Source organism: Sphingopyxis sp. CCNWLW2 (assembly GCF_037095755.1).
Classification (GTDB): Bacteria; Pseudomonadota; Alphaproteobacteria; order Sphingomonadales; family Sphingomonadaceae; genus Sphingopyxis.
On record NZ_JBAWKJ010000003.1, the window covers coordinates 517,186 to 538,291 of the forward strand.

Consider the following 21,106-nt stretch of genomic DNA (forward strand, 5'->3'; position numbering starts at 1 on the left):
TCGCTCTAGAGCTGGAAAGGGACGGTCATGGCCGGACAATTGTCACTCGTCGAATCGGGGAAATCAGTGAACAACACGGACAGGCAGAAGGCGCTCGACGCCGCGCTCGCGCAGATCGATCGCGCGTTCGGCAAGGGCTCGGTAATGAAATTGGGCTCGAAGGAAGCCATGCAGGTCGAGGCGATCTCGACCGGCTCGCTCGGCCTCGACATCGCGCTCGGCGTCGGCGGCCTGCCGCGCGGCCGCGTCATCGAAATCTACGGTCCTGAAAGCTCGGGCAAGACCACCCTCGCGCTGCACACGCTCGCCGAAGCGCAAAAGACCGGCGGCACCGTCGCCTTCGTCGACGCCGAACATGCGCTCGACCCCGTCTATGCCCGCAAGCTTGGCGTCAACATCGACGAACTCATCGTGTCGCAGCCCGACACGGGTGAGCAGGCGCTCGAAATCGTCGACACGCTCGTGCGGTCGAACGCGATCGACGTGCTCGTCGTCGACTCGGTCGCCGCGCTCGTTCCGCGCGCCGAAATCGAGGGCGAGATGGGCGACAGCCACGTCGGCCTTCAGGCGCGTCTGATGTCGCAGTCGCTGCGCAAGCTCACCGGATCGATCAGCCGCTCACGCTGCATGGTGATCTTCATCAACCAGCTGCGCATGAAAATCGGCGTGATGTACGGCAACCCCGAAACCACGACCGGCGGCAACGCGCTCAAATTCTACGCGTCGGTCCGCCTCGACATCCGCCGCACCGGCCAGATCAAGAATGGCGACGAGATCGTCGGCAACACCACCCGCGTGAAGGTGGTGAAGAACAAGGTCGCGCCGCCGTTCAAGCAGGTCGAATTCGACATCATGTACGGGCAGGGCATTTCGAAGATCGGCGAGATTCTCGATCTCGGCGTCAAGGCCGGCATCGTCGAGAAATCGGGCGCCTGGTTCAGCTATGATTCGATCCGCATCGGGCAGGGCCGCGAAAATTCGAAAACCTTCCTCAAGGATAATCCCGAACTGATGGAGCGGCTCGAAACCGCGATCCGCGGCCGGACCGAGGCGGTCGCCGAAGAAATGATGGCCGGCCCCGACGACGAGGGCGACGACGACAATTGATAGCCATCCGGCCGGTTCGCCTTGCTCGAACCGGCCGGCCGACGGCGGCGGGCCACCAGCCCCTTTGACCTGCGCTCCCCTCTCCCAAGCAGGTCGGCCCGCCCGCCGTTGATCCTTGCGCGGACCTTGGCAGCGGCTACAAGCGGCGAATGCCAGCGATCCGCCTCTTCGGCCTTCCGACCGACATCAACAGCAGCTTCGAACGCGGCGCCGCCGCCGGCCCCGCCGCGATCCGCGCCGCGCTATGGAGCGACCGCGGCAATATGGCGAGCGAGCTCGGCCCCGAAATCGGCACCGACATCGCGCTCACCGACGACGGCGACCTGCCGCTGACCGAAGACACGCCGAGCGACGACGCGGCCATCCGTCGCTATCTGGCCATTGTGCGCGAAGATGGAGAAGTTCCGCTCGCACTCGGCGGCGACCATGCGGTGACCTTCCCGCTCGTAGAAGCCGCGGCAACCTGCTTCGGGCCGGTGACGATCCTCCACTTCGACGCGCACCCCGACCTCTACGACGATTTCGCGGGCAACCCGCGCAGTCACGCCTCGCCCTTCGCCCGCATCTGCGAGGCGGGCCACGCCAAAAGGCTGGTGCAGGTCGGCATCCGCACGCTCAACAATCATTGCCGCGAACAGGCCGCGCGCTTCGGAGTCGAGATTATCCCGATGGCCGATTTCACCGCCGCTATGGTGCCGGTGCTCGACGGGCCGCTCTATATCTCGATCGACCTCGACGGGCTCGACCCGTCGGCGGCGCCGGGTGTCGCGCATCCCGAGCCGGGCGGGCTGACGGTGCGCGAAATGCTCGCCATATTGCACAAGCAGACTGCGCCGATTGTCGGCGCCGATATTGTCGAGCTTCATCCGGGCCGCGACATCGGCCACGTCACCGCGATCCTCGGTGCCAAGCTCGTCCGCGAGCTCGCCGCGCTGATCGACCGCAACGGAAGCCCCCACACTGCCAGCTAGGAGAGCGCCATGAGCCTGATCGTCCACCATCTGAACAACAGCCGCTCGCAGCGGATCCTGTGGCTGCTCGAGGAAATCGGTGCGCCGTACGAGATCAAATTTTACGATCGCGACCCGGTGACCAACCTCGCGCCGCCCGAACTGATCGCGGTCCACCCGCTCGGCAAATCGCCGGTGATCGAGGTGTTCGACGATTCCGCCTCCGGCGGAAAAGGTCGCGTCGTCACTGAATCGGGCGCGATCACCGAATATCTGTGCGAGCGGCACGGCGGCGGTCATCTGGTCCCCGAACGCGGCACCGACGATCATATCAGCCATCTCGAATGGCTGCATTTCGCCGAGGGGTCGGCGATGACGCCGATCCTGCTGCGCATCTATACCGCGCGGCTCGGCGACGCTGCGGCGCCGATCGAACCGCGGATTTCGCAGCAGCTCGATTCGCATTTCGCCTATATGGAAAGCCGCGTCGGCGAAAACGGCCACTTCATCGGCGACAGCCTGTCGGCGGCCGACATCATGCTGAGCTTTCCGGCCGAAATCGCGATCATGCAGGGCATGGCGCCGCGCTATCCGAAGCTTGCAGCCTTCGTGAACGCCTGCCACGTCCGCCCCGCATGGCAGCGTGCGCGCGAAAAGGGCGGCGCCTATTATGGCTATTGAACGCGCGGTGCGCGGCCGCCTGATGGTGGTCGCGGCCTTGATTCTCCCTGTTCCGGCTGCGCTTGCCGCGCCGCCGGTGGTTGCGCCCGAAGTCGAGCGCGAGGTCATCGCTCCCGAAGGCGTGACATTCAAGCCGGCTCCGGCCGATGAGGAAGGCGCGATCGATCGGCTCGCCGCCTATACGATGGCGCTCGCGAAGCGCGACTATGAAAGTGCCTATGCGATGCTGCGGCTGTCGTTCCAGGCGTCGAACCCGCGGCTGGAATGGGAAATGAACCAGCGCAAACGGACCGGGCTGTGGGCCGACGGCACGATCCGTATCTTGCGCCTCAGCTGGTATCTCGACCCCGCGGGCCAACCCCCCGGGCTTTACGCGGCGTTTGATTTTCGCGGCGATCGCGCGGACAAGACGATGGATTGCGGCTATGTCGTCGTCCACCGCGCGACGCCGGATGCCGGCTGGACGGTGGTGCGGACCGACACATCCGAGGTGCCTGCCAACTTGATCGAAGACGGGGTTCCCAAGGCCGATGTGCTGCGCGAACTGCCCTGCTATCTGGGCAAGGGGATCGCGACCAACTTCTGACCGATTGTCCCGATGATCGTCATCGACACGAACCGGCTTGTCGCATCGCCGCAAAATCCCTAATTCGCGCGCATGACATCGACCAATGACATTCGCCGCTCGTTCCTCGACTATTTCGCGGGGACCGGCCACCATATCGAACCGTCGGCCCCGCTGGTGCCGTACAACGACCCGACGTTGATGTTCGTCAACGCCGGCATGGTGCCGTTCAAGAATGTCTTCACCGGGCTGGAAAAGCGCCCGTACAGCACCGCGGCCTCGTCGCAGAAATGCGTGCGCGCCGGCGGCAAGCATAACGACCTCGACAATGTCGGCTTCACCGCGCGGCATCACACCTTCTTTGAAATGCTGGGGAACTTCTCCTTCGGCGACTATTTCAAGGAACAGGCGATCCATCACGCGTGGACTTTGGTCACCAAGACCTGGGGCCTGGCGCCCGAGAGGCTGACGGTCACCGTCTATCACACCGACGACGAGGCGTTCGACCTGTGGAAGAAGATCGCGGGCCTGCCCGAAGAGCGGATCATCCGCATCGCGACGAGCGACAATTTCTGGTCGATGGGCGACACCGGCCCGTGCGGTCCGTGCAGCGAAATATTCTATGACCATGGCGACCATATCTGGGGCGGCCCCCCGGGATCGCCCGAGGAAGACGGCGACCGCTTCGTCGAAATCTGGAACCTGGTGTTCATGCAGTATGACCAGCGCGGTCCGGGCGACCGCGTCGACCTGCCGCGCCCGAGCATCGACACCGGCATGGGGTTGGAGCGCGTCGCGGCGGTGCTGCAGGGCGTCCACGACAATTACGACACCGACACGTTCAAGGCGCTGATCGCGGCGTCGGTCGACCTGACCGGGGTTCCGGCCGAGGGCGCGACGCAGGCGAGCCACCGCGTGATCGCCGATCACCTCCGCGCATCGAGCTTCCTTGTCGCCGACGGCGTACTGCCGTCGAACGAAGGCCGCGGTTATGTGCTGCGCCGGATCATGCGCCGCGCGATGCGCCATGCGCATCTGCTTGGCGCCAAGGATCCGCTGATGTACCGGCTGCTGCCGTCGCTGACCGCCGAGATGGGCGCCGCCTATCCCGAGCTGATCCGCGCGCAGCCGCTGATCGCCGAGACGCTCGAGCGCGAAGAAACCAAGTTCCGCCAGACGCTCGACAAGGGCCTCAGGCTGCTCGACGAGGCGACGGTCGACATGAGCGCGGGCGCGACGCTGCCCGGCGATGTCGCGTTCAAGCTCTACGACACCTATGGTTTCCCTTACGATTTGACCGAGGACGCGCTGCGCACGCAGGATATCGCGGTCGATCGCGCAGGTTTCGACGCCGCGATGGCGCAGCAGAAGGCGGCGGCGCGCGCGGCGTGGAAGGGCAGCGGGCAGAAGGCGTCCGAGGAAATCTGGTTCGACCTCGCCGAAGCCAATGGCAGCACCGAATTCACCGGCTATGGCGCAACCGCGGGCGAGGGACAGGTCATCGCGCTCGTCAAGGATGGCGTGCCCGTCGACGAAGCCAAGGCCGGCGACGAGCTGGTCGTGCTGACCAACCAGACGCCCTTTTATGGCGAGAGCGGCGGTCAGATGGGCGACGCGGGGACGATTGCGACGCTGGAGGGCGCCAAGGCTTCGGTCAGCGACACCGGCAAACCGCTCGGACGGCTGCATGCACATCAGGCGAAGCTGGAGGCCGGCAGCCTGAAGGTCGGCGATACCGTCCAGCTGACGGTCGATGCCGCACGGCGCGACCGCATCCGCGCCAATCACAGCGCGACGCACCTCGTGCATGCGGCGCTGCGCAATCGGCTGGGCGGGCATGTGACGCAGAAGGGCAGCCTGGTTGCCGAAGACCGCTTCCGGTTCGACTTTTCGCATCCCAAGGCGCTGACTCCCGAGGAAATCGCTGACGTCGAGGCTGATGTGAACGCGCAAATCCGCGGCAACGAAGCGGTGACGACGCGGCTGATGACCCCCGACGACGCCGTCGCGGCGGGCGCGCTGGCGCTGTTCGGCGAAAAATATGGCGACGAGGTGCGCGTGCTCAGCATGGGTGCGGCGGACGATCATAGCTATTCGGTCGAGCTTTGCGGCGGCACGCATGTGCGGGCGCTTGGCGATATCGCCTTGTTCAAGATCATCAGCGAGAGTGCGGTCTCGTCGGGCGTGCGGCGTATCGAGGCGCTGACTGGCGATGCGGCGCGCCAGTGGCTGAACGGTCGCGACGAGGCGCTGAAGGCGGCGGCGGCGGCGCTCAAGACCTCGCCCGACGATGTTCCGGCGCGCGTCGCGCAGCTCGCGGAGGCGCTGAAGAAGGCCGAGCGCGAACTGGCAGATGCGAAGAAGGCCTTGGCGATGGGCGGCGGTGGCGGCGCGGCGGCTGGGCCGGCGGTCGAACAGGTCGGCGATACGGCGTTCCTTGCGCAGGTGGTCGAAGGGCTCGATCCCAAGGATCTGCGCGGCACGGTCGACGGGCTGAAGAAGCAGGTCGGCAGCGGCGTCGCGATGCTCATCGCGGTCAATGACGGCCGCGCTTCGGTCGCGGTCGGAGTTACCGAGGGCGTGGCGCACAATGCCGTCGACCTCGTCAAGGCCGCGGTTGCGGCGCTTGGCGGGCAGGGCGGCGGCGGGCGGCCCGACATGGCGCAGGGCGGCGGACCCGACGGCGGCGCGGCGAACGATGCCGTCGCGGCGGTCAAAGCCGCGCTCGCTTGAAACCGACCAAGAAGACGCGGCGCATCGATCATGCCGAACGGCTGATCGCCGCGCCGCTGGTCGATGTCTTCGCGGCCTTCACGAGCGCGGCGAAGCTCGCGATATGGTTGCCACCCGAGGGGGCGACGGGGACGTTCGAGCATGTCGACCTGCGCGCGGGCGGCGGCTTTTTGATGCGGCTGACTTTTGACGACGCCGATGTCGAGACCAAGAGCGACGACGATAGCGATGTTGTGGAAGTCTATATTCCGACGCTCGACGACGGGCGGCTGGTGGTGTGGCAGGTCGAATTCGAGTCCGACGACCCGCGCTTTTCAGGGACGATGGAGATGCACTGGTATCTGTCGCGGCAGAGCGGCGGCACGCTGGTCACGATCGACGCGCATCATGTGCCGCCGGGGATTTCGGCGAAGGATCATGTCGAGGGGTTGAATAGCTCGCTCGCGAATTTGGCGGGAGTGGTGGAAGGCAGCCGTTAGAAGGCTGCGCGTGTCCCCGCGAAGGCGGGGACCCATCTCCCGCCGGTTCAAAATGGCGCTGGCCGGAGATGGGCCCCTGCCTTCGCAGGGGCACGGGGAGGTCAGCCCTCGACGCCCTTCGCTTTCCCCCACGCCCTTGCGGCGGTGTACCCCAGATAGCCCGTCCCGAAGAGCGCGTAGAGCGACTCCGGGATGCCTGCGAGATAGGCGTTCATGCCGTCGGCGATGCCCTTTGCCATCTCGGGGCGCGCCGCGGCGATCAGGCCCATCGGGATCGCCCAGAGCAGCAGCGCATACATGACATAGAGGAAGCTCGGCCGTGCGCGGCTGGTCCACGGGTCGGCGCTGTTCGCCTCGGCGACGATCGCGGTCATTCGGGTGCGGATCGCCTCCATCTCCTGGCTGCCCTCCATCTTGAGGAGTTCGAGCTTGGCGCGGTCGCGCGCTTCGGGGTCGGGGATGATCTTGTCGATTAGCTTGGCGATGGGGCCGATCAGGCCTTCGATAATGCTCATGTCTGAACGTCCTTTTTTCCGGAAAGTCTCAAAAGTCACACTGCGTTGCGGTATAATGATACCCGTCAGTCATCTCCGACCCGATTTGCGAGCCAGCCGTAAAGGAAGGCCTCCTGGCTCGGGCGGCGTTCGGCGAGGGCGATGTAGCGTTCGCCCTGCAGCGCCTCCAGCGCGCGGAGGAGGACGGTTTCGCCGTCCTTGCCGCGCGCTTTCAGGAAACCGTCGAGCGCCGACAGCGTGCGCGGGCCGACCTCGCGATCGACCGCGATATCGGGATAGTCGCGCGCCGCGCGGTTGAGCGCGTTGAGCGCGCGCTGAAGAAAGCCCGCGGCGGTGCCGGTGCCCATGTTGACGCCGGTATCAAAGAGTTCGGCGGCAATCCTGGATGCACGCAGCGCGACCTTGTCGAAGCCGGGGCGCAGCCAATAGAGGCGGCGATAGATCGACGCGGCCTCGCTGCGCGGCAGCTCGCGCATCGCGCCCGCATAGCCCTGCGCGCGCGCGACCGCTTCGGTGATTCCCCAGCAAGTCGGGCCACCGCGGTCGGCGGGGTGGTTTACATATCGCCCTTCGCGGTCGATGACGGCATCGATCAGCGCGTCGGCGGCGCAGGTGGATGGATCAGGTCTTGGCATGATTCGCTCCTGTGGTTTGTTGAACAGGTGAAACGAACCATATAGGAATATTGTAGGAAAGGGTTTTCGCCATGCGGGCATTGCAGGTACGCGAATTGCTGTCCGACCATGCGGGGGCGGCGCTTGCGGATTTGCCCGTACCTTCGCCCGGTCCCGGCGAAGTTCGTGTGCGGGTGCGCGCGGCGGCGGTGAATTTCCCCGACCTGCTGATGACCGGCGGCGGCTATCAGTTGAAGCCCGACCTGCCGTTCGTGTCCGGGCTGGAATTCGCGGGCGAAGTCGATGCGGTGGGCGAGGACGTCGACGACTGGGCGCCGGGCGACGCGGTGATCGGCGGCAATCGATTCGGCGCGATGGCCGACTATACCGTCGTTCCGGGGGCAAGCCTGCGCCGGAAGCCCGAGCGACTGAGCTGGGACGAGGCCGCTGCCTATCCGGTTGCTTATCTGACCGCTTATGTCGCGCTGGTCCGCTGCGCGCGGGTCGAGCCGGGCGAGTGGGTGCTGGTGCATGGCGCCGCGGGCGGGGTCGGGCTGGCGACGGTCGATCTGGCAAAGGCGCTGGGTGCGCGCGTCATTGCGGCGGCGAGCAGCGCGGAAAAGCGCGAGGCGATTGCGCGGCTCTACGCGCCCGATGCGGTGATTTCCGCCGCGCCCGGATTTCGCGACGAGGTGAAGGCGTTGACCGGCGGCGCCGGCGCCGATGTAATTTTCGATCCGGTCGGGGGCGACGTCTTCGACGAATCGACGCGCTGTATCGCGTTCGGCGGGCGCCTGCTTGTCGTCGGCTTTGCGTCGGGGCGCATTCCCGAGGTGTCGGTGAACATGCCGCTGATCAAGGGCTTCTCGGTCGTCGGGGTGCGCGCGGGCGAATATGGGCGACGCTTTCCCGAACGTGGCGCGGAGAATGTCGCGGCGATCGATGCGCTGGCGGCCGCGGGGAGAATCCGGCCGCACGTCCATGCGTCGCTCGACCTTGCCGACTGGCGCGAAGGGTTTGCGATGCTCGAGCGGCGCGAAGTGGTGGGCAAAGTCGTGCTGAAACCGTGACGAGCCGAAGCCGCTGCCATAGTTTTACGACACGGGGGCTGCCATGTCCGGGGTGGGGCGTCCCGGCGCTATTGCCGATATGACCAAAGGACATGGAATGAAGAAATTGACGATGATCGCCGCTTCGATCGGCATGGCTGTTCCAGGCATTGCTGCCGCCCAGCCGCCGCAGGATGGCGGGCGCATGTTCGCGATGATCGACGCCAATAGCGACGGCAAGCTGGACAAGGCCGAGATCACCAAGATGGCCGAAATGCGCGCCCAGCAACAAGGCGATCCGGCGATGGCCTCGCCCGAAAAGGTTGATGCTTTCATCAAGTTTCTCGATGCGAACGGCGACGGCGTGGTCGACAAGGCGGAACTGGCCGCGAAGCAAAAGGCGCGTGCGGAACCGCCGCCGCCGGCCGAGGAGGGGCAGCCCTAAAAGAGGCTCCACAGCGGGTTGGCGGGGTCGGCGAGCAGCTTGGCGGTCAGGGCAAAGGACATGACCACAAGCAGCGGCCGCACCCCGCGCCCGCCAAAACGGATCGCGAGCCGCGCGCCGAGCTGGTTGCCCGCGACATTGGCGGCCGCCATCGACAGGCCGAGCAACCACAGGACATGGCCGCCGACAATCATTGCGAGCAGGCCGGCGACATTGGTCGCGAGGTTGAGGAACTTTGCGTTGCCGATCGCGCGAACGAGCCCGAGCCCGCCGAGCGCGACGAGCGTGAGCGTCAGGAACGAGCCAGCGCCCGGGCCGAAGAAGCCGTCGTAGAAGCCGAGCGCCGTGATGATGAGGGTGAGCCCGAGCGGGCCGACGCGCGCGTGGCGGTCAACGCTGCTCATCGGCGGCGCGAGCAGGAAATAGAGCCCCATCGCGATGAGCAGCAGCGGGACGAGCGCGGCGAGGAAATCGGAGCGGACATATTGGACCGTGGTCGCGCCGAGCACCGAGCCGGCAAAGGCGCCCGCCGCGGGCCAGGCGAAGCGGCGAAGATCGACATGCCCCTCGCGCCAGAAGGTCAGGAAGGCCGAGCCGGTGCCGATCGTGCTTTGCAGCTTGTTCGTCGCGATCGCCGAGACCGGCGGGACTCCGGCCGCCATCAAGGCGGGAATGGTGAGGAGGCCGCCGCCGCCCGCCATCGCGTCGACCGTCCCGGCGACAAAGGCGACGCCGATCAGGAAGGCGAAGATTTCGGGGGCGAACTCCATACGGGCGCTCCTAGGTGCGATCGCCCGGCTTGGCCAGCATGGAGCGGCGCCGCATAGCAATGCGGCAGACGCGCTGCGTCACATCGGCGTGTCGAGCTCGGCAAGGCGGCGCGGGAGAGTGAAGCCTGCACCGAAGCGGTCGCCGGGCTCGGCGATCATCTCGCTGCGCCCCGAATACCAGGCCTGGCCGGCGACCCGGACGCGCGACGCGGCATCGAGTCCGGTTCCGCTCGTCGCGGCGAGCGTCCCGACGAAGCCTTCGCCTGACACGCCCCGGATTTCGCAGCTGTCCCCCACCGTCATCTCGTCCTTCGCGGCGGCGAGTGCGATACGCGCCGTTACCCCGCTGCCGGTCGGCGAGCGGTCGATCTGTCCATCGGCGAAGATGCAAAGATTGTAGCTGGGCTGGCCGCCATGCGTGCCGAGCGCCACATCGTCGGTCAGGATCGTGCCGTAGAGAAAGCCGAGATCGGGTTCGGTCGGATGGACGATGGGCCCGTTGGCACGGATCGCCTCGGTGATCGCGGTCGCGGCCTTTACGAGCTCTGCCAGCGGCGTTTCCATCAGCGACAGGCCGATGCGGCTCGCGGGCAGGATCGCGTAGAAGGCGCCGCCGAAAGCGATGTCGACGCGGACCGGGCCGAGGCCGGGAACCTCAACAGTCCGATCGAACGCGCTCGCAAAAGATTCGACGCTCTCGAACGCGACGCGGGTGACGCCGGCTTCGTCCGTTTCGACATCGACCTGGATGACGCCGCAAGGGGCCTCGAGCCCGAAGCGGGCCTTGCCGTCAACGCGCGCGACGCGACCCGTGTCGACCGCCCAGCGGCCGATTGCGATGGTCGCGTGGCCGCACATCGTGCTGTATCCTTCCTGATGCGTGAAGAGCACGGCAAGGTCGGCCCCCGCAGCGCAGGGCTCGGTCGGGATCACGCCGTACATGCCGTCATGCCCGCGCGGTTCGAGCATCAGCATCGTGCGCAGGTGATCGAAGCGCGTCTGGGCGTCGCGCCTTTTTTCCAGGATCGTGTCGCCGGCGAGCGGGGGATATCCGGCCTCGACGATACGGACGGGCTCGCCCGCGGTGTGCATGTCGACGATGCGGATGATCGAGGTTTCGTGATTCGATGTCATATCGATATCTCAGTCGAGCGCGGCGTTTCAGGCAAGCACGATTTGGACCGCCTGAAACAGAAAGGTCGCGCCGATGATCGTGACGATCCAGCGGCGGCTGGCGCGGACGTGGGTGCGCGTCGCCCCCGGTGCGATGGTGCGCGATCCCGTCAGCATGCTGTCAGATTGTCCGTAAAATTGGTCGGGACGAGAGGATTCGAACCTCCGACCCCCACACCCCCAGTGTGATGCGCTACCAGGCTGCGCTACGTCCCGACCGGCCCCCGTAAGGGCAGGCGAGGCCCCTAGCGCGGGTTGGCGGGCGATGCAAGCGGCGATGGCGCGTTATTGCCTCGATTGATCGGGCGGGGTTGATATGGTGGGTTTCATTCCCATTTCGGCCACGCTTGCCAAGGGGGAGGGGCGCAGCGACCGGTTGCGCGTGGCTTCCCTGCGTGATAGGCGCCGCGCCATATTTGCGTGCCGGTTCTGCAAGGGAATTGGCAATGCTTACGAACGGAAAGTTTTTCACTCATGTCGACGCAATTGCTTCTGACCCAGGCGGCCGGATCGGGCGGCGGGGCTGCCGGTTTCCTGATGCTGGTCCCCTATCTGCTGATCTTTGCGGTGTTCTGGTTTTTCCTGATCCGCCCGCAGCAGGTCCGCGCCAAGGAACATCGCGCCAAGGTCGCGGCGGTCAAGCCGCGCGACCAGGTCGTGACCGGCGGCGGCATCGTCGGCAAGATCACGCGCGTTGACGATGATTTCGTCGATGTCGAAATCGCACAGGGCGTGAAGATCAAGGTCGTGAAGTCGACCCTCGCCGACGTTCTCCAGCCCGGTGGCAAGCCCGCCAACGACTGACGCGGCGGCGCCCGCGCCCGCCGCGGTCCCGCTCTTGCTATCGGATTTCTAGACCATGCTCGATTTCCCGCGCTGGAAGACCATCGGCATCAGCATCATTCTGCTGCTCGGTATCCTCTTTTCCGTTCCCAGCTTCCTGCCCGAAAAGACGAGGGAGAGCCTGCCGTCGGTCCTGCAGGCGAAGGTCAATCTGGGCCTCGACCTTGCCGGCGGTAGCCACTTGCTGCTCGAGGCCGACATCGCCGACCTGCGCAAGACGCAGCTCGCGAACATGGAAAAGACCGTGCGTGCCGCGATGCGCGGTGAAAGCGGTCCCGACGACGATATCGCGATCGGCGAGCTGTCGACCACGGGCGGCAAGATCAGCTTCCTCGTCCGCGATCTCGCGAAGCTCGACAGCGCACGCGAGCGGCTGTTCAGCGAGACGCGCGGTGCGCAGATGACGGGCCAGCGCGACTGGAACATCACGGTCGTCGATTCGACACGGATCGAGATGACCCCGACGGGAGCCGGGCAGGCGCAGGCGGTCGCGAACGCGATGGATACCGCGCGCGACATCATCGACAAGCGCGTCAACGCGCTGGGCACGCGCGAACCGACGATCATCCGCGAAGGCGACGACCGCGTCGTCGTGCAGGTCCCCGGCCTGCAGGATCCGGCGGCGCTGAAAGAACTGATCGGCAAGACCGCGCGGCTTGAATTCCGTATGGTCGACGCCAACGCCGACCCCGCCGAAGCCGCCGCGGGCCGCGTCCCCGTCGGCAGCGAAATCGTCCCCTATGCCGAGGGCGAGGGCAGTGGCGCCGCGTTTGAAGTGCTGCGCCGCCAGGTGATGATCAGCGGCGAGCAACTGATCGACGCCAAGCAAAGCTATGACCCGCAGAACAACCAGCCGGTCGTTTCGATCCGGTTCGATTCGGGCGGGTCGAACACCTTTGCCAAGGTGACCGCGCAGAGCGTCGGCAAGCGCTTCGCGATGGTGCTCGACGGCAAGGTGTTGTCGGCGCCGTCGATCAACGAGCCGATCCTGGGCGGCAGCGCGCAGATTTCGGGCAGCTTCAGCGTTGCGAGCGCCAATGCGCTGGCGATCTCGCTGCGTTCGGGCGCGTTGCCGGTGAAGATGACCGTAGTCGAGGAGCGCACGGTGACCCCCGAACTCGGCGCCGATTCGATCCGCAAGGGTGCGATCGCGGGCATCATCGCGACGGTGTCGGTGCTGGTGCTGATGATCGTCGTTTACGGCCGGTTCGGCGTCTACGCCTGTATCGCGTTGATCTTTAACGTCTTCCTGATCATCGCGGTCATGGCGGGGTTCAATGCCACGCTGACCTTGCCGGGTATCGCGGGCTTTGTGCTCACCATCGGCGCCGCGGTCGACGCGAACGTGCTGATCAACGAACGCATACGCGAAGAATTGAAGCGCGGGCGCAAGGTCTTCCAGGCCGTCGAGCTTGGCTATTCCGAAGCAAGCCGCGCGATTTTCGACGCGAACGTCACCAACGTCATCGCGGCGTCGCTGATGTTCTGGTTCGGATCGGGCCCGATCAAGGGCTTTGCCGTGGTGCTGACCATCGGCATCGTCACCAGCGTCTTCACCGCCGTCACTGTCACGCGCATGTTCGTAGCCCATTGGCTGCGCACCAAGCGCCCGACGACCATCAACATTTAAGGGAGGGAGCGAATCATGCGCTTGCTGAAACTCGTCCCCGACGACACGAACATCGACTTTCTGCGGTGGCGCAAACTCGCCTCCGCGATGAGCATCATCCTGGTCATCATCTCGATCGCGCTCGTCGCGGTGAAGGGGCTGAACCTGGGCATCGACTTCGTTGGCGGCCAGTCGGTCCGTGTCGAATTCACCCAGGCGATGCCGCCGATCGACGAGATCCGCGAAAAGGTCGGCGATATCGGCCTTGGCGAGGCGACGATCCAGCAGTTCGGATCGGACAAGGCCGTGTCGATCCGCACCGCGCTGCCCGACGGCGACAAGGCCGCCGCCGAACGTGCCGGGCAGCAACTCGTGGCGGGCATCCAGAAGGCGTTCCCGACCGCGAAGGCGGGTTCGGTCGAAACCGTGTCGGGCAAGGTGTCCGAAGAATTGCTGCGCACCGGTGCAATCAGCCTCGCGCTCGCGATGCTCGGCATCTCGATCTATATCTGGATCCGCTTCGAATGGCAGTTCGGGGTCGGTGCGCTCGGTCGCCTGTTCCACGAGGTCGCGCTGACCTTTGGTTTCTTTGCGGTGACGCAGATCCAGTTCGACCTGAACAGTGTCGCGGCACTGCTGACGATCGTCGGTTATTCGCTGAACGACACGATCGTGGTCTATGACCGCATTCGCGAGAATCTGAAGAAATATCGCAAGATGGACATCGTTCCGCTGCTGAACCTCAGCATCAACGAGACGCTGTCGCGCACGGTGATGACGAGCGTTGCGATGCTGCTCGCGCTGGGCGTGCTGCTGATCTTCGGCCCCGACGTCATCTTCGGCTTCACCGCCGCGATCCTGCTCGGCGTCTTCGTCGGCACCTATTCGTCGATCCTGATGTCGACGCCGATCCTCGTGTGGCTGAAAGTCGGTCCGCACAGCTTCGTTCCGCGCACGACGGCCGGGATGGACGGTGGCGAACGCGTCGAGCGCAAGGATGACGGCGCGGTCGTCTGAGGCCCGGAGCATTGCAAAAAACGGCGCCGGCCTGCTCTGAGAGTGGGTCGGCGTTGCCGTATCTAGCGGCTTGCGCAGCGGCGGAGATGCGCGGCGAGTTCGCGGCCGTTGCGGTCCCAATCGAAGCGGCCGCCGAGGCTTGCCGCGACGTCAGACGGTGAGGGCGGGTTCGCGAGGATATCCCGAACGGCTGCGGCGATCGCATCGGGCGTGCGCTCGACGATCCGGCCGGCGCTTGGCGATGTCACCAGTTCGGCGGCGCCACCCGCACCGCTGATCACGATCGGCGTGCCGCAGGCGAGCGCCTCGACCCAAGCATTGGCGAGCCCTTCACTGACCGATGGCATGACGACGGCATCGGCAGCGCGATAAAGCTGCGGCAGGTCAGCGTTGGCGACGGGGCCCATGAAATGGACGCGGCTTGCGACACCAAATTTTCGCGCGAGCGCGCGGTAGCGGCTTTCCTCTTCGCCCGCGCCGGCAAGCCAATAGTGGACGTCAGGCAGCGCGGGCAGCGCCTCGATTACGAGCGCCTGACCCTTTCGTTCGATCAGCGCGCCGACGGTGAGGATTGTGGGGGTGCCGCCCATGCCGAGTGCGGCGCGCGCGGCTGCACGGTCGCCGGGGTGGAAGCGTGCGGTGTCGATGCCCGTGTAGTGGACAGCGATTTTCGCCGGATCGATGTCGATCGCGGCCATGTCGCCGCGCATCGCTTCAGAGACGGCAAGCAGGCCTGCGGCCGTTTTGCCCGCTTCGATCACCTGCGACCGCGTCGCCGGATCATGGCCGAAATGGCTGATGTCGGCGCCGCGCGCCTTGGCCGAGAAGGGGAGGCCGAGCGTATCCGCGACGCGCATCGCGGCGGGACCATCGGGGTAGAAGAATTGCGCGTCGATCACGTCGAAAGACTGACCGCGCACCGCGGACAGCACGGCGCGCGCGACCTTTGCCGGATTGAACCTTGCGCCAACGCGCGGGATCAATGTGAAGCGCGGGCGGAGGACGGTGAGGCCGTTCCAGCTCTCGTTTCGCGGGAGGTTGCGGAGCGCGCGATAGCGTTTGTGGAGTGAGAGCGGGAAGGGCGGCAGGCCGACCGGCGCGACGATCGTGAGCTCGACGCCGGGCTGCGCCGCGAGCGCACGCAGGCTTTTCTCGACGAACAGGCCGAAGTTGGGCCGTACCGCGTCGGGGAAAAGAGTTGCGATCGACAGGACGCGCAAGGACGGAGCGGCGGACACTCAGAGCGTGCGGAGCAAGCGAACGGCGACCGCGGCCCACGGCGGGTTGCTGACGACCTGCTGGCGCTGGCCGGTGCCGAGCGGGAGCAGGTGGAGCTTTTCGCCATCGACGTTGAGCAGGCGGGCGAAAAAGAAGCGGCCCGCGGGGCGGGGGACAAGCAGGTCGCGGTTGAGCACGCTCGCCCAGTCGCCCTCGATGCGGCGGCACCAGATTTCGTCGCCCGCGCGATAGTCGCCGATCGACGAGGTGACGCGCACCGCGACCATATCCTCGCCCGGGCGCGCGGTGAGCGCCTGTTCGACACGCGTCGGCGCCTGCGCGCCCTCGGCGCCGAGCAGCGCGGTGATCGTGAGCTGTGTGTCCTGCGGGAGTTGCACCAGCTCGGCGGCATCGACGCCGAGCGCGGCGGCGATACGGTTCATCCAGCCGAGCGAGAGCGTGCGCGTGCCCGTTTCGAGGCGGCCGATTGTCTGCGCCGTCGTCGGCGGAACGCAGCGCTGGCCGACCTCCTCAAGCGTCAGCCCCTTGGCGCGGCGGACCGAGCGGATGCTGTTGATCATCGCAAAACCCTCAAATAACCAAATCGGTTTCTTCTTTCCTACAAAATAATCCAGTGTCAAGTCCGGCGTGTCACAAAGGAGAATCGCATGACCGCACGCCGCCTCGAAACGCATCTTCACCCCGACGACCGGATCGATCCCGGTAAGGCGGGGCCGCAGGTGATGCGCCATGTGACGGTCAACGTCGGCGAAAGCCCGATTGCCTGGCTGGCGTCGCGCGGGTTGCTGACATCGGCGCAACTCGGCGCGGGGGAGAGGTTGCGCGGCGATTATGAGCGGGCGGGGCTGTCGGCGCGGGTGACGATGCGCTGGGATGCCGCACCACCGGGCAAAAGCCGCGGCGGCGCGCGCGCGTCGGATGCGTCGCTGGCGCGGATCGATGCGCACCGGCGCTTTCACGCCGCGCTCGATGCGGCGGGGCCGGGACTCGCCGATATCTGCTGGTGCGTCATTTGCGCGGGCGAGGGGATTGGTGGGGCCGAGAAGGCGCTCGGTTGGCCCGCGCGGTCGGGCAAGCTGGTGCTGGGACTGGCGCTCGATCGGCTGGCGCGGTTTTATGGGACGGGGTGAGGCGCTATTTACGTCAGCGCTTCGGCTTCATCCTTGCCATAGGTGGTCGCTACACGCTTCGACGCCATCAGATAGGTCGTCCAGATTGTCGCCCAAATGGCCCCCTTGGCGCTGGACCACAGGGCGCCGATAAGTATTCCGCCGGCAACCTTGGAAAAGAGAAGCGAGGTGACGACGGCATCGATGACAGCGGGAAGCAGGTAGAGGCACCACAGTCCCACGATCACGATCCCGACGGTCGACCAGCGATGGACCGCGACGAGCCGGTAGGCGAGATAGAGCGTCCCGACGATGCAGACAGCGGCGAGCGCCCAGCTGAATTGCACATAGGTTGGCACGTTCGGGCCGAGCAGCTGTGCCATGATCGCGGCGTGGGTGACGGCCGACTTTGTCTCGATCAGGATTCGGATCGGCGTGGCGATGCCGAGGATGAAGACCAGAAAGCCGAGCCAGCCGCCGACGCCCCTCAGTTCCCGCTGCTCCTGATATTCGGCCATGCCTCTGTTCCCCCTTTGCCCGCCGACCTTTTGGGAGAGGTCCAGCCGCTGTGCAAGGGGTTAGCCGAGCGCTTCGACCTCTTCGGCCAGCGCGAGCCAGCGGTCTTCGGCGGCGGCTTTCTCGTCGCCGAGCGCGTCGAGCTTCGCGGTCAGCGCATTGAAGCGCGCAGGGTCGCGCGTGAAGAGGCTGCCGTCCGATAATTCGGTTTCGGCCTGCACGATTTCCGCCTCGATTTCCTCGATGCGTCCCGGCAGCAGGTCATAGTCGCGCTGGTCCTTGTAGCTCAATTTCCTGCGCGCGGTCGGCGGGGGTGGCGGCGCGGCGGTCGCGGCCTTGGTTTTGACGGTGTTGGGCTTGACCCGCTTGGCTTCCCAGTCGGCGTAGCCACCTGCGACGATATCGACCTTGCCCGATCCGTCGAGCCCGAGCGTCACAGTGACGGTGCGGTCGAGGAAGTCGCGGTCGTGGCTGACGAGCAGCACGGTGCCGGCATAGTCGGCGATGACTTCCTGCAAGAGGTCGAGCGTTTCGAGGTCGAGGTCGTTCGTCGGCTCGTCAAGCACGAGCAGGTTCGATTCGCGGGCGAACTCGCGCGCGAGGAGAAGGCGCGAGCGTTCGCCGCCCGAGAGTGCGCCGACGCTGGCCTCGATGACGCCGGGATCGAAGAGGAATTCCTTGAGATAGCCCTGGATATGTTTTTTGACGCCGCGGACCTCGATCCAGTCGCCGCCGTCGGAGAGAATGTCGCGGACGGTCTTGTCCGGCGACATCAGGCTGCGCTGCTGGTCGATGATGATGCCGTCGAGCGTCGGGGCGAGGGTGATGCTGCCTGCGTCGGGCTGGATCTCGCCGGTGAGCAATTTGAGCAAAGTCGATTTGCCTGCACCGTTCGCGCCGACGATGCCGATGCGGTCGCCGCGCTGGACGCGGAAGTCGAAATTCTTGATGATCGTGCGGTCGCCGAAGCTTTTCGAGACGCCCTCGGCGACGATCACCGATTTCGAGCGCACATCGTCGTTGGCGAGGCCGAGCTTGGCGACTCCCGGGCCGCCGATCATCGCGGCGCGGGTCGCGCGCATCTCCTTCAATTTTTCGAGGCGCCCCTGATTGCGCTTGCGGCGCGCGGTGACGCCGCGTTCGAGCCAGTGCGCCTCGAGCCGCAGTTTCGAATCGAGGCGCTGCGCGGCGCGCGCTTCTTCCGCGGCGACCGCGTCGCTCCATTCCTCGAAGCCGCCGAAGCCGATTTCCTTGCGGCGGATGCTGCCGCGGTCGAGCCACAAAGTCTGGCGCGTCAGCCGCGTGAGGAAGGTACGGTCGTGGCTGATCGCGACGAAGGCGCCGGTGTAGCGCGCGAGCCAGTTTTCGAGCCAGTCAATCGCGGCGAGGTCGAGGTGGTTGGTCGGCTCGTCGAGCAGCAGCACGTCAGGGTTCTGCGCCAATGCCCTCGCCAGCGCGGCGCGGCGGCGCTCGCCGCCCGAGGCGCTGGCGGCGGTGCGGCTCATGTCGATGCCAAGCTGGTCGGCGATTGCGGCGACCTCAAAGGCTTCGGGCGCATTGGGTGCGGCGACCGCGAAATCCATGAGCGTCGCAAAGCCCGAAAAATCGGGCTCCTGCTCGAGCATCACGACGTGCGTCCCGGGGACGATCACGCGCTTGCCCTTGTCGGCGTCGATTTGGCCCGCGAGCAGCTTGAGCAACGTCGTCTTGCCCGCGCCGTTGCGCCCGATCAGCGCGAGGCGGTCGCGTTCGCCGACATAAATGTCGAGATCCTGGAACAGCCAGCCGCTGCCCTGCACAAGGCCGAGGCCTTCGTATGAAAGAATAGGAGCTGCCATGATGAACGGCGCGCTACCGATACGTTCAGCATCATGCAAGCGCGCTGCGCACAAAGGCCGGAACGGGTTCGCTCCGTCTGCGTTACGGGGCGGACATCAGAGATGACCGAAAGCCCGGTTCACAGGAGAATGAAATGACGAAGCAAATGCTCGCCGCTATGGCATCCGGACTGGCCCTGATGGCGGCAACCCCCGCGATCGCCCAACAAGGAGGTTCGACCGTGACCGCAGCAACGACCCAAGGCCCCATCCTGTCCTTCGCGGTCAGCGAGGAAGTGCGTTCGCGTCCCGATCAGGCGACTGTCGGCGCCGGCGTGACGACGACCGCCCCGACTGCGGTCGAATCGATGCGCGCGAATGCCGCCGCGATGGACAAGCTGATCGCCGCCGCCAAGGCGCGCGGCATCAAGGCCGAGGATATCCAGACGAGCGGCATCAACCTGTCGCCGCAATATGACTATAACAACCGCGGCGACGGCCAGCCGCCGCGCTTCCTGGGGTATCAGGTGTCGAACATGGTGCGCGTGACCACGGCGAAGATCGCCGACATCGGTCCGCTGCTCGACGCGCTGGTCGCCGCGGGCGGCACCAATATAGACGGACCGTCGTTCGGCATGAAGGATCCCGACGCTCAGCTCGTCGGCGCACGCGGCACGGCGATCAAGGCGGCCGAGGCGAAGGCGCAGGATTATGCGCGTCTCGCGGGCTTCCGCGGGGTCGAGCTGGTCTCGATCAGCGAAGGCAGCTTCGGCGGCCCGCAGCCGCCGATGCCCTATGCGCGCGGCCTGATGGCGGCCGATGCCAAGGCGACCCCGGTCGAGCCGGGGCAGGTCGGCAACACGCTGACGCTGAATTTCCAGTATCGGTTGGTGAAGTAATCCAAACTCTGTGCCCCGGCGAAAGCCGGGGTCCAGACAAGGAGCGCTGCGCCATCCGCGCATGGGCCCCGGCTTTCGCCGGGGTTCAGTTTGTTACGCCAGCTCCCCCTCGGCCCACGGCCAGGGGCGTTCGCGAAACCATTTCGTGATGATATATTTGCGGCCCTTGCGCACCTTCATCCCATGGTGGAGCGTGTCGGGGTTCGCGGTGCCGTCGGACCGCACATTGTTCCACGCGAGCAGCTTGCCCGCTTCGGGCTGGTGCATCTTGCCGGTCGCGAGGAAACGCGTCGCGCCGCCCGCATCTGGCTCGTTGAGGTAGATCATCAGCGTCCAGCTGCGCTGGCCCGGGATCGCGCAATAGGTTTCCCAGTCGGCGCCGTGCGGATCGAAATAATCGGTGTGCGCCTTGAACTCCTGCCCGACATCGTAGCGCTGGCCCTGCATCGGCTCGCCATATTCGCGCGGGATGCCGGTCAAGTCGTGGAGGCGGTTGTTGACTGCGATCACGATCGGGTCGCGGTGATCGAGGTCGCACGTCGTGCTGGTGCGAAAGGTGTCGTCGCCGTTCGGATCGGCGATCGTCGAGGGCCGCACGTCGCGGTCGATTTGCGCGATCAGTGCGGTGCAGGTTTCGGCGTCGAGAAAGCCCGACAGCATGAACTGCTGGAGCTTTGGCGTCGGCGCGCGGCGGATACCGGGGACGGCGGCGAGCCGCTCGGCGGTGCGGTCGGCGCCCGAGGTCGCCATGTCGACATGATCATTCGCAGCCATGGCGCGCTTTTTAGCAGGGAAGCGCGTGCGAACAATGCTTGACGAGCGGGGGGATGCGCGCCTATTCGCCGCGCGCTGTCGAGGGTGCTTCGCGCGCCGCTCTTCGCTTATGTGGCGACCATAGCTCAGTTGGTTAGAGCGCCGGTTTGTGGTACCGGAGGTCGCGGGTTCGAGCCCCGTTGGTCGCCCCATTTTCTCTATC

General features: G+C 66.0%; 23 protein-coding genes and 2 tRNA genes. 14 read left to right on the top strand and 11 right to left on the bottom strand.

Annotated features, from left to right (window positions below):
* Positions 1–27: 27 nt before the first annotated feature.
* From recA to V8J55_RS19835, 6 genes are all read left to right on the top strand, one after another.
* Positions 28–1,107, top strand: coding sequence for a recombinase RecA (gene recA, locus V8J55_RS19810; protein WP_336447302.1), 1,080 nt, complete (start codon positions 28–30; stop codon positions 1,105–1,107).
* A 149-nt stretch (positions 1,108–1,256) separates the two neighbouring features.
* Complete coding sequence (gene speB, locus V8J55_RS19815) at positions 1,257–2,078, top strand: agmatinase (protein WP_336447303.1); 822 nt, start codon at positions 1,257–1,259, stop codon at positions 2,076–2,078.
* Positions 2,079–2,087: 9 nt separating this feature from the next.
* A complete protein-coding gene (locus V8J55_RS19820; protein WP_336447304.1) occupies positions 2,088–2,738 on the top strand; it encodes a glutathione S-transferase family protein in 651 nt (216 codons plus the stop codon).
* Positions 2,728–3,324: a hypothetical protein gene (locus V8J55_RS19825; RefSeq protein ID WP_336447305.1), complete on the top strand. Its 597-nt coding sequence runs from the start codon at positions 2,728–2,730 to the stop codon at positions 3,322–3,324. The genes V8J55_RS19820 and V8J55_RS19825 overlap by 11 nt, the downstream gene beginning before the upstream one ends.
* Positions 3,325–3,396: 72 nt before the next feature.
* The gene (gene alaS, locus V8J55_RS19830) at positions 3,397–6,036 is read left to right on the top strand and encodes an alanine--tRNA ligase (protein ID WP_336447306.1); all 2,640 of its coding nucleotides are present in this window, start codon (positions 3,397–3,399) and stop codon (positions 6,034–6,036) included.
* Positions 6,033–6,515: an SRPBCC family protein gene (locus tag V8J55_RS19835; protein ID WP_336447307.1), complete on the top strand. Its 483-nt coding sequence runs from the start codon at positions 6,033–6,035 to the stop codon at positions 6,513–6,515. Before alaS ends, V8J55_RS19835 begins: the two co-directional genes overlap by 4 nt.
* Before the next feature lie 101 nt (positions 6,516–6,616).
* Here V8J55_RS19835 and V8J55_RS19840 read toward each other — a convergent pair whose 3' ends face one another.
* Both V8J55_RS19840 and V8J55_RS19845 read right to left on the bottom strand, forming a co-directional pair.
* Positions 6,617–7,030, bottom strand: a complete 414-nt coding sequence (locus V8J55_RS19840; RefSeq protein WP_037518792.1) for a holin family protein — start codon at positions 7,028–7,030, stop codon at positions 6,617–6,619.
* A gap of 65 nt (positions 7,031–7,095) precedes the next feature.
* Entirely contained in the window at positions 7,096–7,665 is a 570-nt protein-coding gene (locus V8J55_RS19845; RefSeq protein WP_336447308.1) for a glycoside hydrolase family 108 protein, read from the bottom strand.
* 71 nt (positions 7,666–7,736) lie between these two features.
* On the opposite strand from V8J55_RS19845, the gene V8J55_RS19850 reads away from it, so the two are divergent.
* Both V8J55_RS19850 and V8J55_RS19855 read left to right on the top strand, forming a co-directional pair.
* Positions 7,737–8,714 carry an NADPH:quinone oxidoreductase family protein gene (locus V8J55_RS19850; protein WP_336447309.1) on the top strand — a complete coding sequence of 326 codons (978 nt, stop codon included), beginning with the start codon at positions 7,737–7,739 and terminating at the stop codon, positions 8,712–8,714.
* A gap of 184 nt (positions 8,715–8,898) precedes the next feature.
* A complete protein-coding gene (locus V8J55_RS19855) occupies positions 8,899–9,138 on the top strand; it encodes an EF-hand domain-containing protein (RefSeq protein WP_336447310.1) in 240 nt (79 codons plus the stop codon).
* On the opposite strand, the gene V8J55_RS19860 is transcribed toward V8J55_RS19855, so the two are convergent.
* The 4 genes from V8J55_RS19860 to V8J55_RS19875 form a co-directional block, all read right to left on the bottom strand.
* A complete protein-coding gene (locus V8J55_RS19860) occupies positions 9,135–9,908 on the bottom strand; it encodes a TSUP family transporter (RefSeq protein ID WP_336447311.1) in 774 nt (257 codons plus the stop codon). The genes V8J55_RS19855 and V8J55_RS19860 overlap by 4 nt on opposite strands.
* 78 nt (positions 9,909–9,986) lie before the next feature.
* On the bottom strand, positions 9,987–11,042 hold the full coding sequence (locus tag V8J55_RS19865) for a proline racemase family protein (RefSeq protein ID WP_336447312.1): 1,056 nt from the start codon (positions 11,040–11,042) through the stop codon (positions 9,987–9,989).
* A gap of 27 nt (positions 11,043–11,069) precedes the next feature.
* Entirely contained in the window at positions 11,070–11,198 is a 129-nt protein-coding gene (locus V8J55_RS19870) for a hypothetical protein (protein WP_336447313.1), read from the bottom strand.
* A gap of 22 nt (positions 11,199–11,220) precedes the next feature.
* Positions 11,221–11,297, bottom strand: a tRNA-Pro gene (locus tag V8J55_RS19875).
* A gap of 258 nt (positions 11,298–11,555) precedes the next feature.
* Between V8J55_RS19875 and yajC the strand changes: the two genes are divergently transcribed.
* The 3 genes from yajC to secF are packed head-to-tail and all read left to right on the top strand — an operon-like array spanning position 11,556 to position 14,550.
* On the top strand, positions 11,556–11,885 hold the full coding sequence (yajC, locus tag V8J55_RS19880; RefSeq protein ID WP_052182143.1) for a preprotein translocase subunit YajC: 330 nt from the start codon (positions 11,556–11,558) through the stop codon (positions 11,883–11,885).
* Positions 11,886–11,940: 55 nt separating this feature from the next.
* Positions 11,941–13,554 (top strand): protein translocase subunit SecD, encoded by a 1,614-nt coding sequence (secD, locus tag V8J55_RS19885; RefSeq protein ID WP_336447314.1) that lies wholly within the window; start codon positions 11,941–11,943, stop codon positions 13,552–13,554.
* A gap of 15 nt (positions 13,555–13,569) precedes the next feature.
* Positions 13,570–14,550 (top strand): protein translocase subunit SecF, encoded by a 981-nt coding sequence (gene secF / locus V8J55_RS19890; protein ID WP_137889460.1) that lies wholly within the window; start codon positions 13,570–13,572, stop codon positions 14,548–14,550.
* Between the two features lie 62 nt (positions 14,551–14,612).
* On the opposite strand, the gene V8J55_RS19895 is transcribed toward secF, so the two are convergent.
* A complete protein-coding gene (locus V8J55_RS19895) occupies positions 14,613–15,788 on the bottom strand; it encodes a glycosyltransferase (protein WP_336447315.1) in 1,176 nt (391 codons plus the stop codon).
* Entirely contained in the window at positions 15,789–16,349 is a 561-nt protein-coding gene (locus tag V8J55_RS19900) for a helix-turn-helix domain-containing protein (RefSeq protein ID WP_058536123.1), read from the bottom strand. It abuts the gene before it with no gap.
* A gap of 87 nt (positions 16,350–16,436) precedes the next feature.
* Between V8J55_RS19900 and V8J55_RS19905 the strand changes: the two genes are divergently transcribed.
* Positions 16,437–16,919 (top strand): DUF6456 domain-containing protein, encoded by a 483-nt coding sequence (locus V8J55_RS19905; RefSeq protein WP_443030839.1) that lies wholly within the window; start codon positions 16,437–16,439, stop codon positions 16,917–16,919.
* Positions 16,920–16,927: 8 nt separating this feature from the next.
* Here the strand turns inward: V8J55_RS19905 and V8J55_RS19910 are convergent, their stop codons facing one another.
* Both V8J55_RS19910 and V8J55_RS19915 read right to left on the bottom strand, forming a co-directional pair.
* Positions 16,928–17,416: a DUF2569 family protein gene (locus V8J55_RS19910; protein ID WP_336447316.1), complete on the bottom strand. Its 489-nt coding sequence runs from the start codon at positions 17,414–17,416 to the stop codon at positions 16,928–16,930.
* Between the two features lie 60 nt (positions 17,417–17,476).
* Positions 17,477–19,252, bottom strand: coding sequence for an ABC-F family ATP-binding cassette domain-containing protein (locus V8J55_RS19915; protein ID WP_336447317.1), 1,776 nt, complete (start codon positions 19,250–19,252; stop codon positions 17,477–17,479).
* A gap of 134 nt (positions 19,253–19,386) precedes the next feature.
* On the opposite strand from V8J55_RS19915, the gene V8J55_RS19920 reads away from it, so the two are divergent.
* Positions 19,387–20,130 carry an SIMPL domain-containing protein gene (locus tag V8J55_RS19920; RefSeq protein ID WP_200878497.1) on the top strand — a complete coding sequence of 248 codons (744 nt, stop codon included), beginning with the start codon at positions 19,387–19,389 and terminating at the stop codon, positions 20,128–20,130.
* 93 nt (positions 20,131–20,223) lie between these two features.
* Here the strand turns inward: V8J55_RS19920 and V8J55_RS19925 are convergent, their stop codons facing one another.
* Entirely contained in the window at positions 20,224–20,904 is a 681-nt protein-coding gene (locus tag V8J55_RS19925) for a prolyl hydroxylase family protein (RefSeq protein WP_336447318.1), read from the bottom strand.
* A 114-nt stretch (positions 20,905–21,018) separates the two neighbouring features.
* Here V8J55_RS19925 and V8J55_RS19930 point away from each other — a divergent pair.
* Positions 21,019–21,095: transfer RNA gene (locus V8J55_RS19930), tRNA-His, on the top strand.
* Positions 21,096–21,106 lie beyond the last annotated feature (11 nt).

What these genes read in the sequence shown, in the direction of transcription:
- V8J55_RS19855 (WP_336447310.1), top strand. Translation starts at nt 8,899, where the DNA reads ATGTTCGCGATGATCGACGCCAATAGCGACGGCAAGCTGGACAAGGCC.
- V8J55_RS19840 (WP_037518792.1), bottom strand. Translation starts at nt 7,030, where the DNA reads ATGAGCATTATCGAAGGCCTGATCGGCCCCATCGCCAAGCTAATCGAC.
- V8J55_RS19910 (WP_336447316.1), bottom strand. Translation starts at nt 17,416, where the DNA reads ATGGCCGAATATCAGGAGCAGCGGGAACTGAGGGGCGTCGGCGGCTGG.
- V8J55_RS19905 (WP_443030839.1), top strand. Translation starts at nt 16,437, where the DNA reads ATGACCGCACGCCGCCTCGAAACGCATCTTCACCCCGACGACCGGATC.
- secF (WP_137889460.1), top strand. Translation starts at nt 13,570, where the DNA reads ATGCGCTTGCTGAAACTCGTCCCCGACGACACGAACATCGACTTTCTG.
- V8J55_RS19925 (WP_336447318.1), bottom strand. Translation starts at nt 20,904, where the DNA reads ATGGCTGCGAATGATCATGTCGACATGGCGACCTCGGGCGCCGACCGC.
- speB (WP_336447303.1), top strand. Translation starts at nt 1,257, where the DNA reads ATGCCAGCGATCCGCCTCTTCGGCCTTCCGACCGACATCAACAGCAGC.
- V8J55_RS19825 (WP_336447305.1), top strand. Translation starts at nt 2,728, where the DNA reads ATGGCTATTGAACGCGCGGTGCGCGGCCGCCTGATGGTGGTCGCGGCC.
- V8J55_RS19845 (WP_336447308.1), bottom strand. Translation starts at nt 7,665, where the DNA reads ATGCCAAGACCTGATCCATCCACCTGCGCCGCCGACGCGCTGATCGAT.
- V8J55_RS19860 (WP_336447311.1), bottom strand. Translation starts at nt 9,908, where the DNA reads ATGGAGTTCGCCCCCGAAATCTTCGCCTTCCTGATCGGCGTCGCCTTT.
- V8J55_RS19900 (WP_058536123.1), bottom strand. Translation starts at nt 16,349, where the DNA reads ATGATCAACAGCATCCGCTCGGTCCGCCGCGCCAAGGGGCTGACGCTT.
- V8J55_RS19850 (WP_336447309.1), top strand. Translation starts at nt 7,737, where the DNA reads ATGCGGGCATTGCAGGTACGCGAATTGCTGTCCGACCATGCGGGGGCG.
- alaS (WP_336447306.1), top strand. Translation starts at nt 3,397, where the DNA reads ATGACATCGACCAATGACATTCGCCGCTCGTTCCTCGACTATTTCGCG.
- V8J55_RS19865 (WP_336447312.1), bottom strand. Translation starts at nt 11,042, where the DNA reads ATGACATCGAATCACGAAACCTCGATCATCCGCATCGTCGACATGCAC.
- V8J55_RS19870 (WP_336447313.1), bottom strand. Translation starts at nt 11,198, where the DNA reads ATGCTGACGGGATCGCGCACCATCGCACCGGGGGCGACGCGCACCCAC.
- V8J55_RS19915 (WP_336447317.1), bottom strand. Translation starts at nt 19,252, where the DNA reads ATGGCAGCTCCTATTCTTTCATACGAAGGCCTCGGCCTTGTGCAGGGC.
- secD (WP_336447314.1), top strand. Translation starts at nt 11,941, where the DNA reads ATGCTCGATTTCCCGCGCTGGAAGACCATCGGCATCAGCATCATTCTG.
- recA (WP_336447302.1), top strand. Translation starts at nt 28, where the DNA reads ATGGCCGGACAATTGTCACTCGTCGAATCGGGGAAATCAGTGAACAAC.
- yajC (WP_052182143.1), top strand. Translation starts at nt 11,556, where the DNA reads ATGTCGACGCAATTGCTTCTGACCCAGGCGGCCGGATCGGGCGGCGGG.
- V8J55_RS19920 (WP_200878497.1), top strand. Translation starts at nt 19,387, where the DNA reads ATGACGAAGCAAATGCTCGCCGCTATGGCATCCGGACTGGCCCTGATG.
- V8J55_RS19820 (WP_336447304.1), top strand. Translation starts at nt 2,088, where the DNA reads ATGAGCCTGATCGTCCACCATCTGAACAACAGCCGCTCGCAGCGGATC.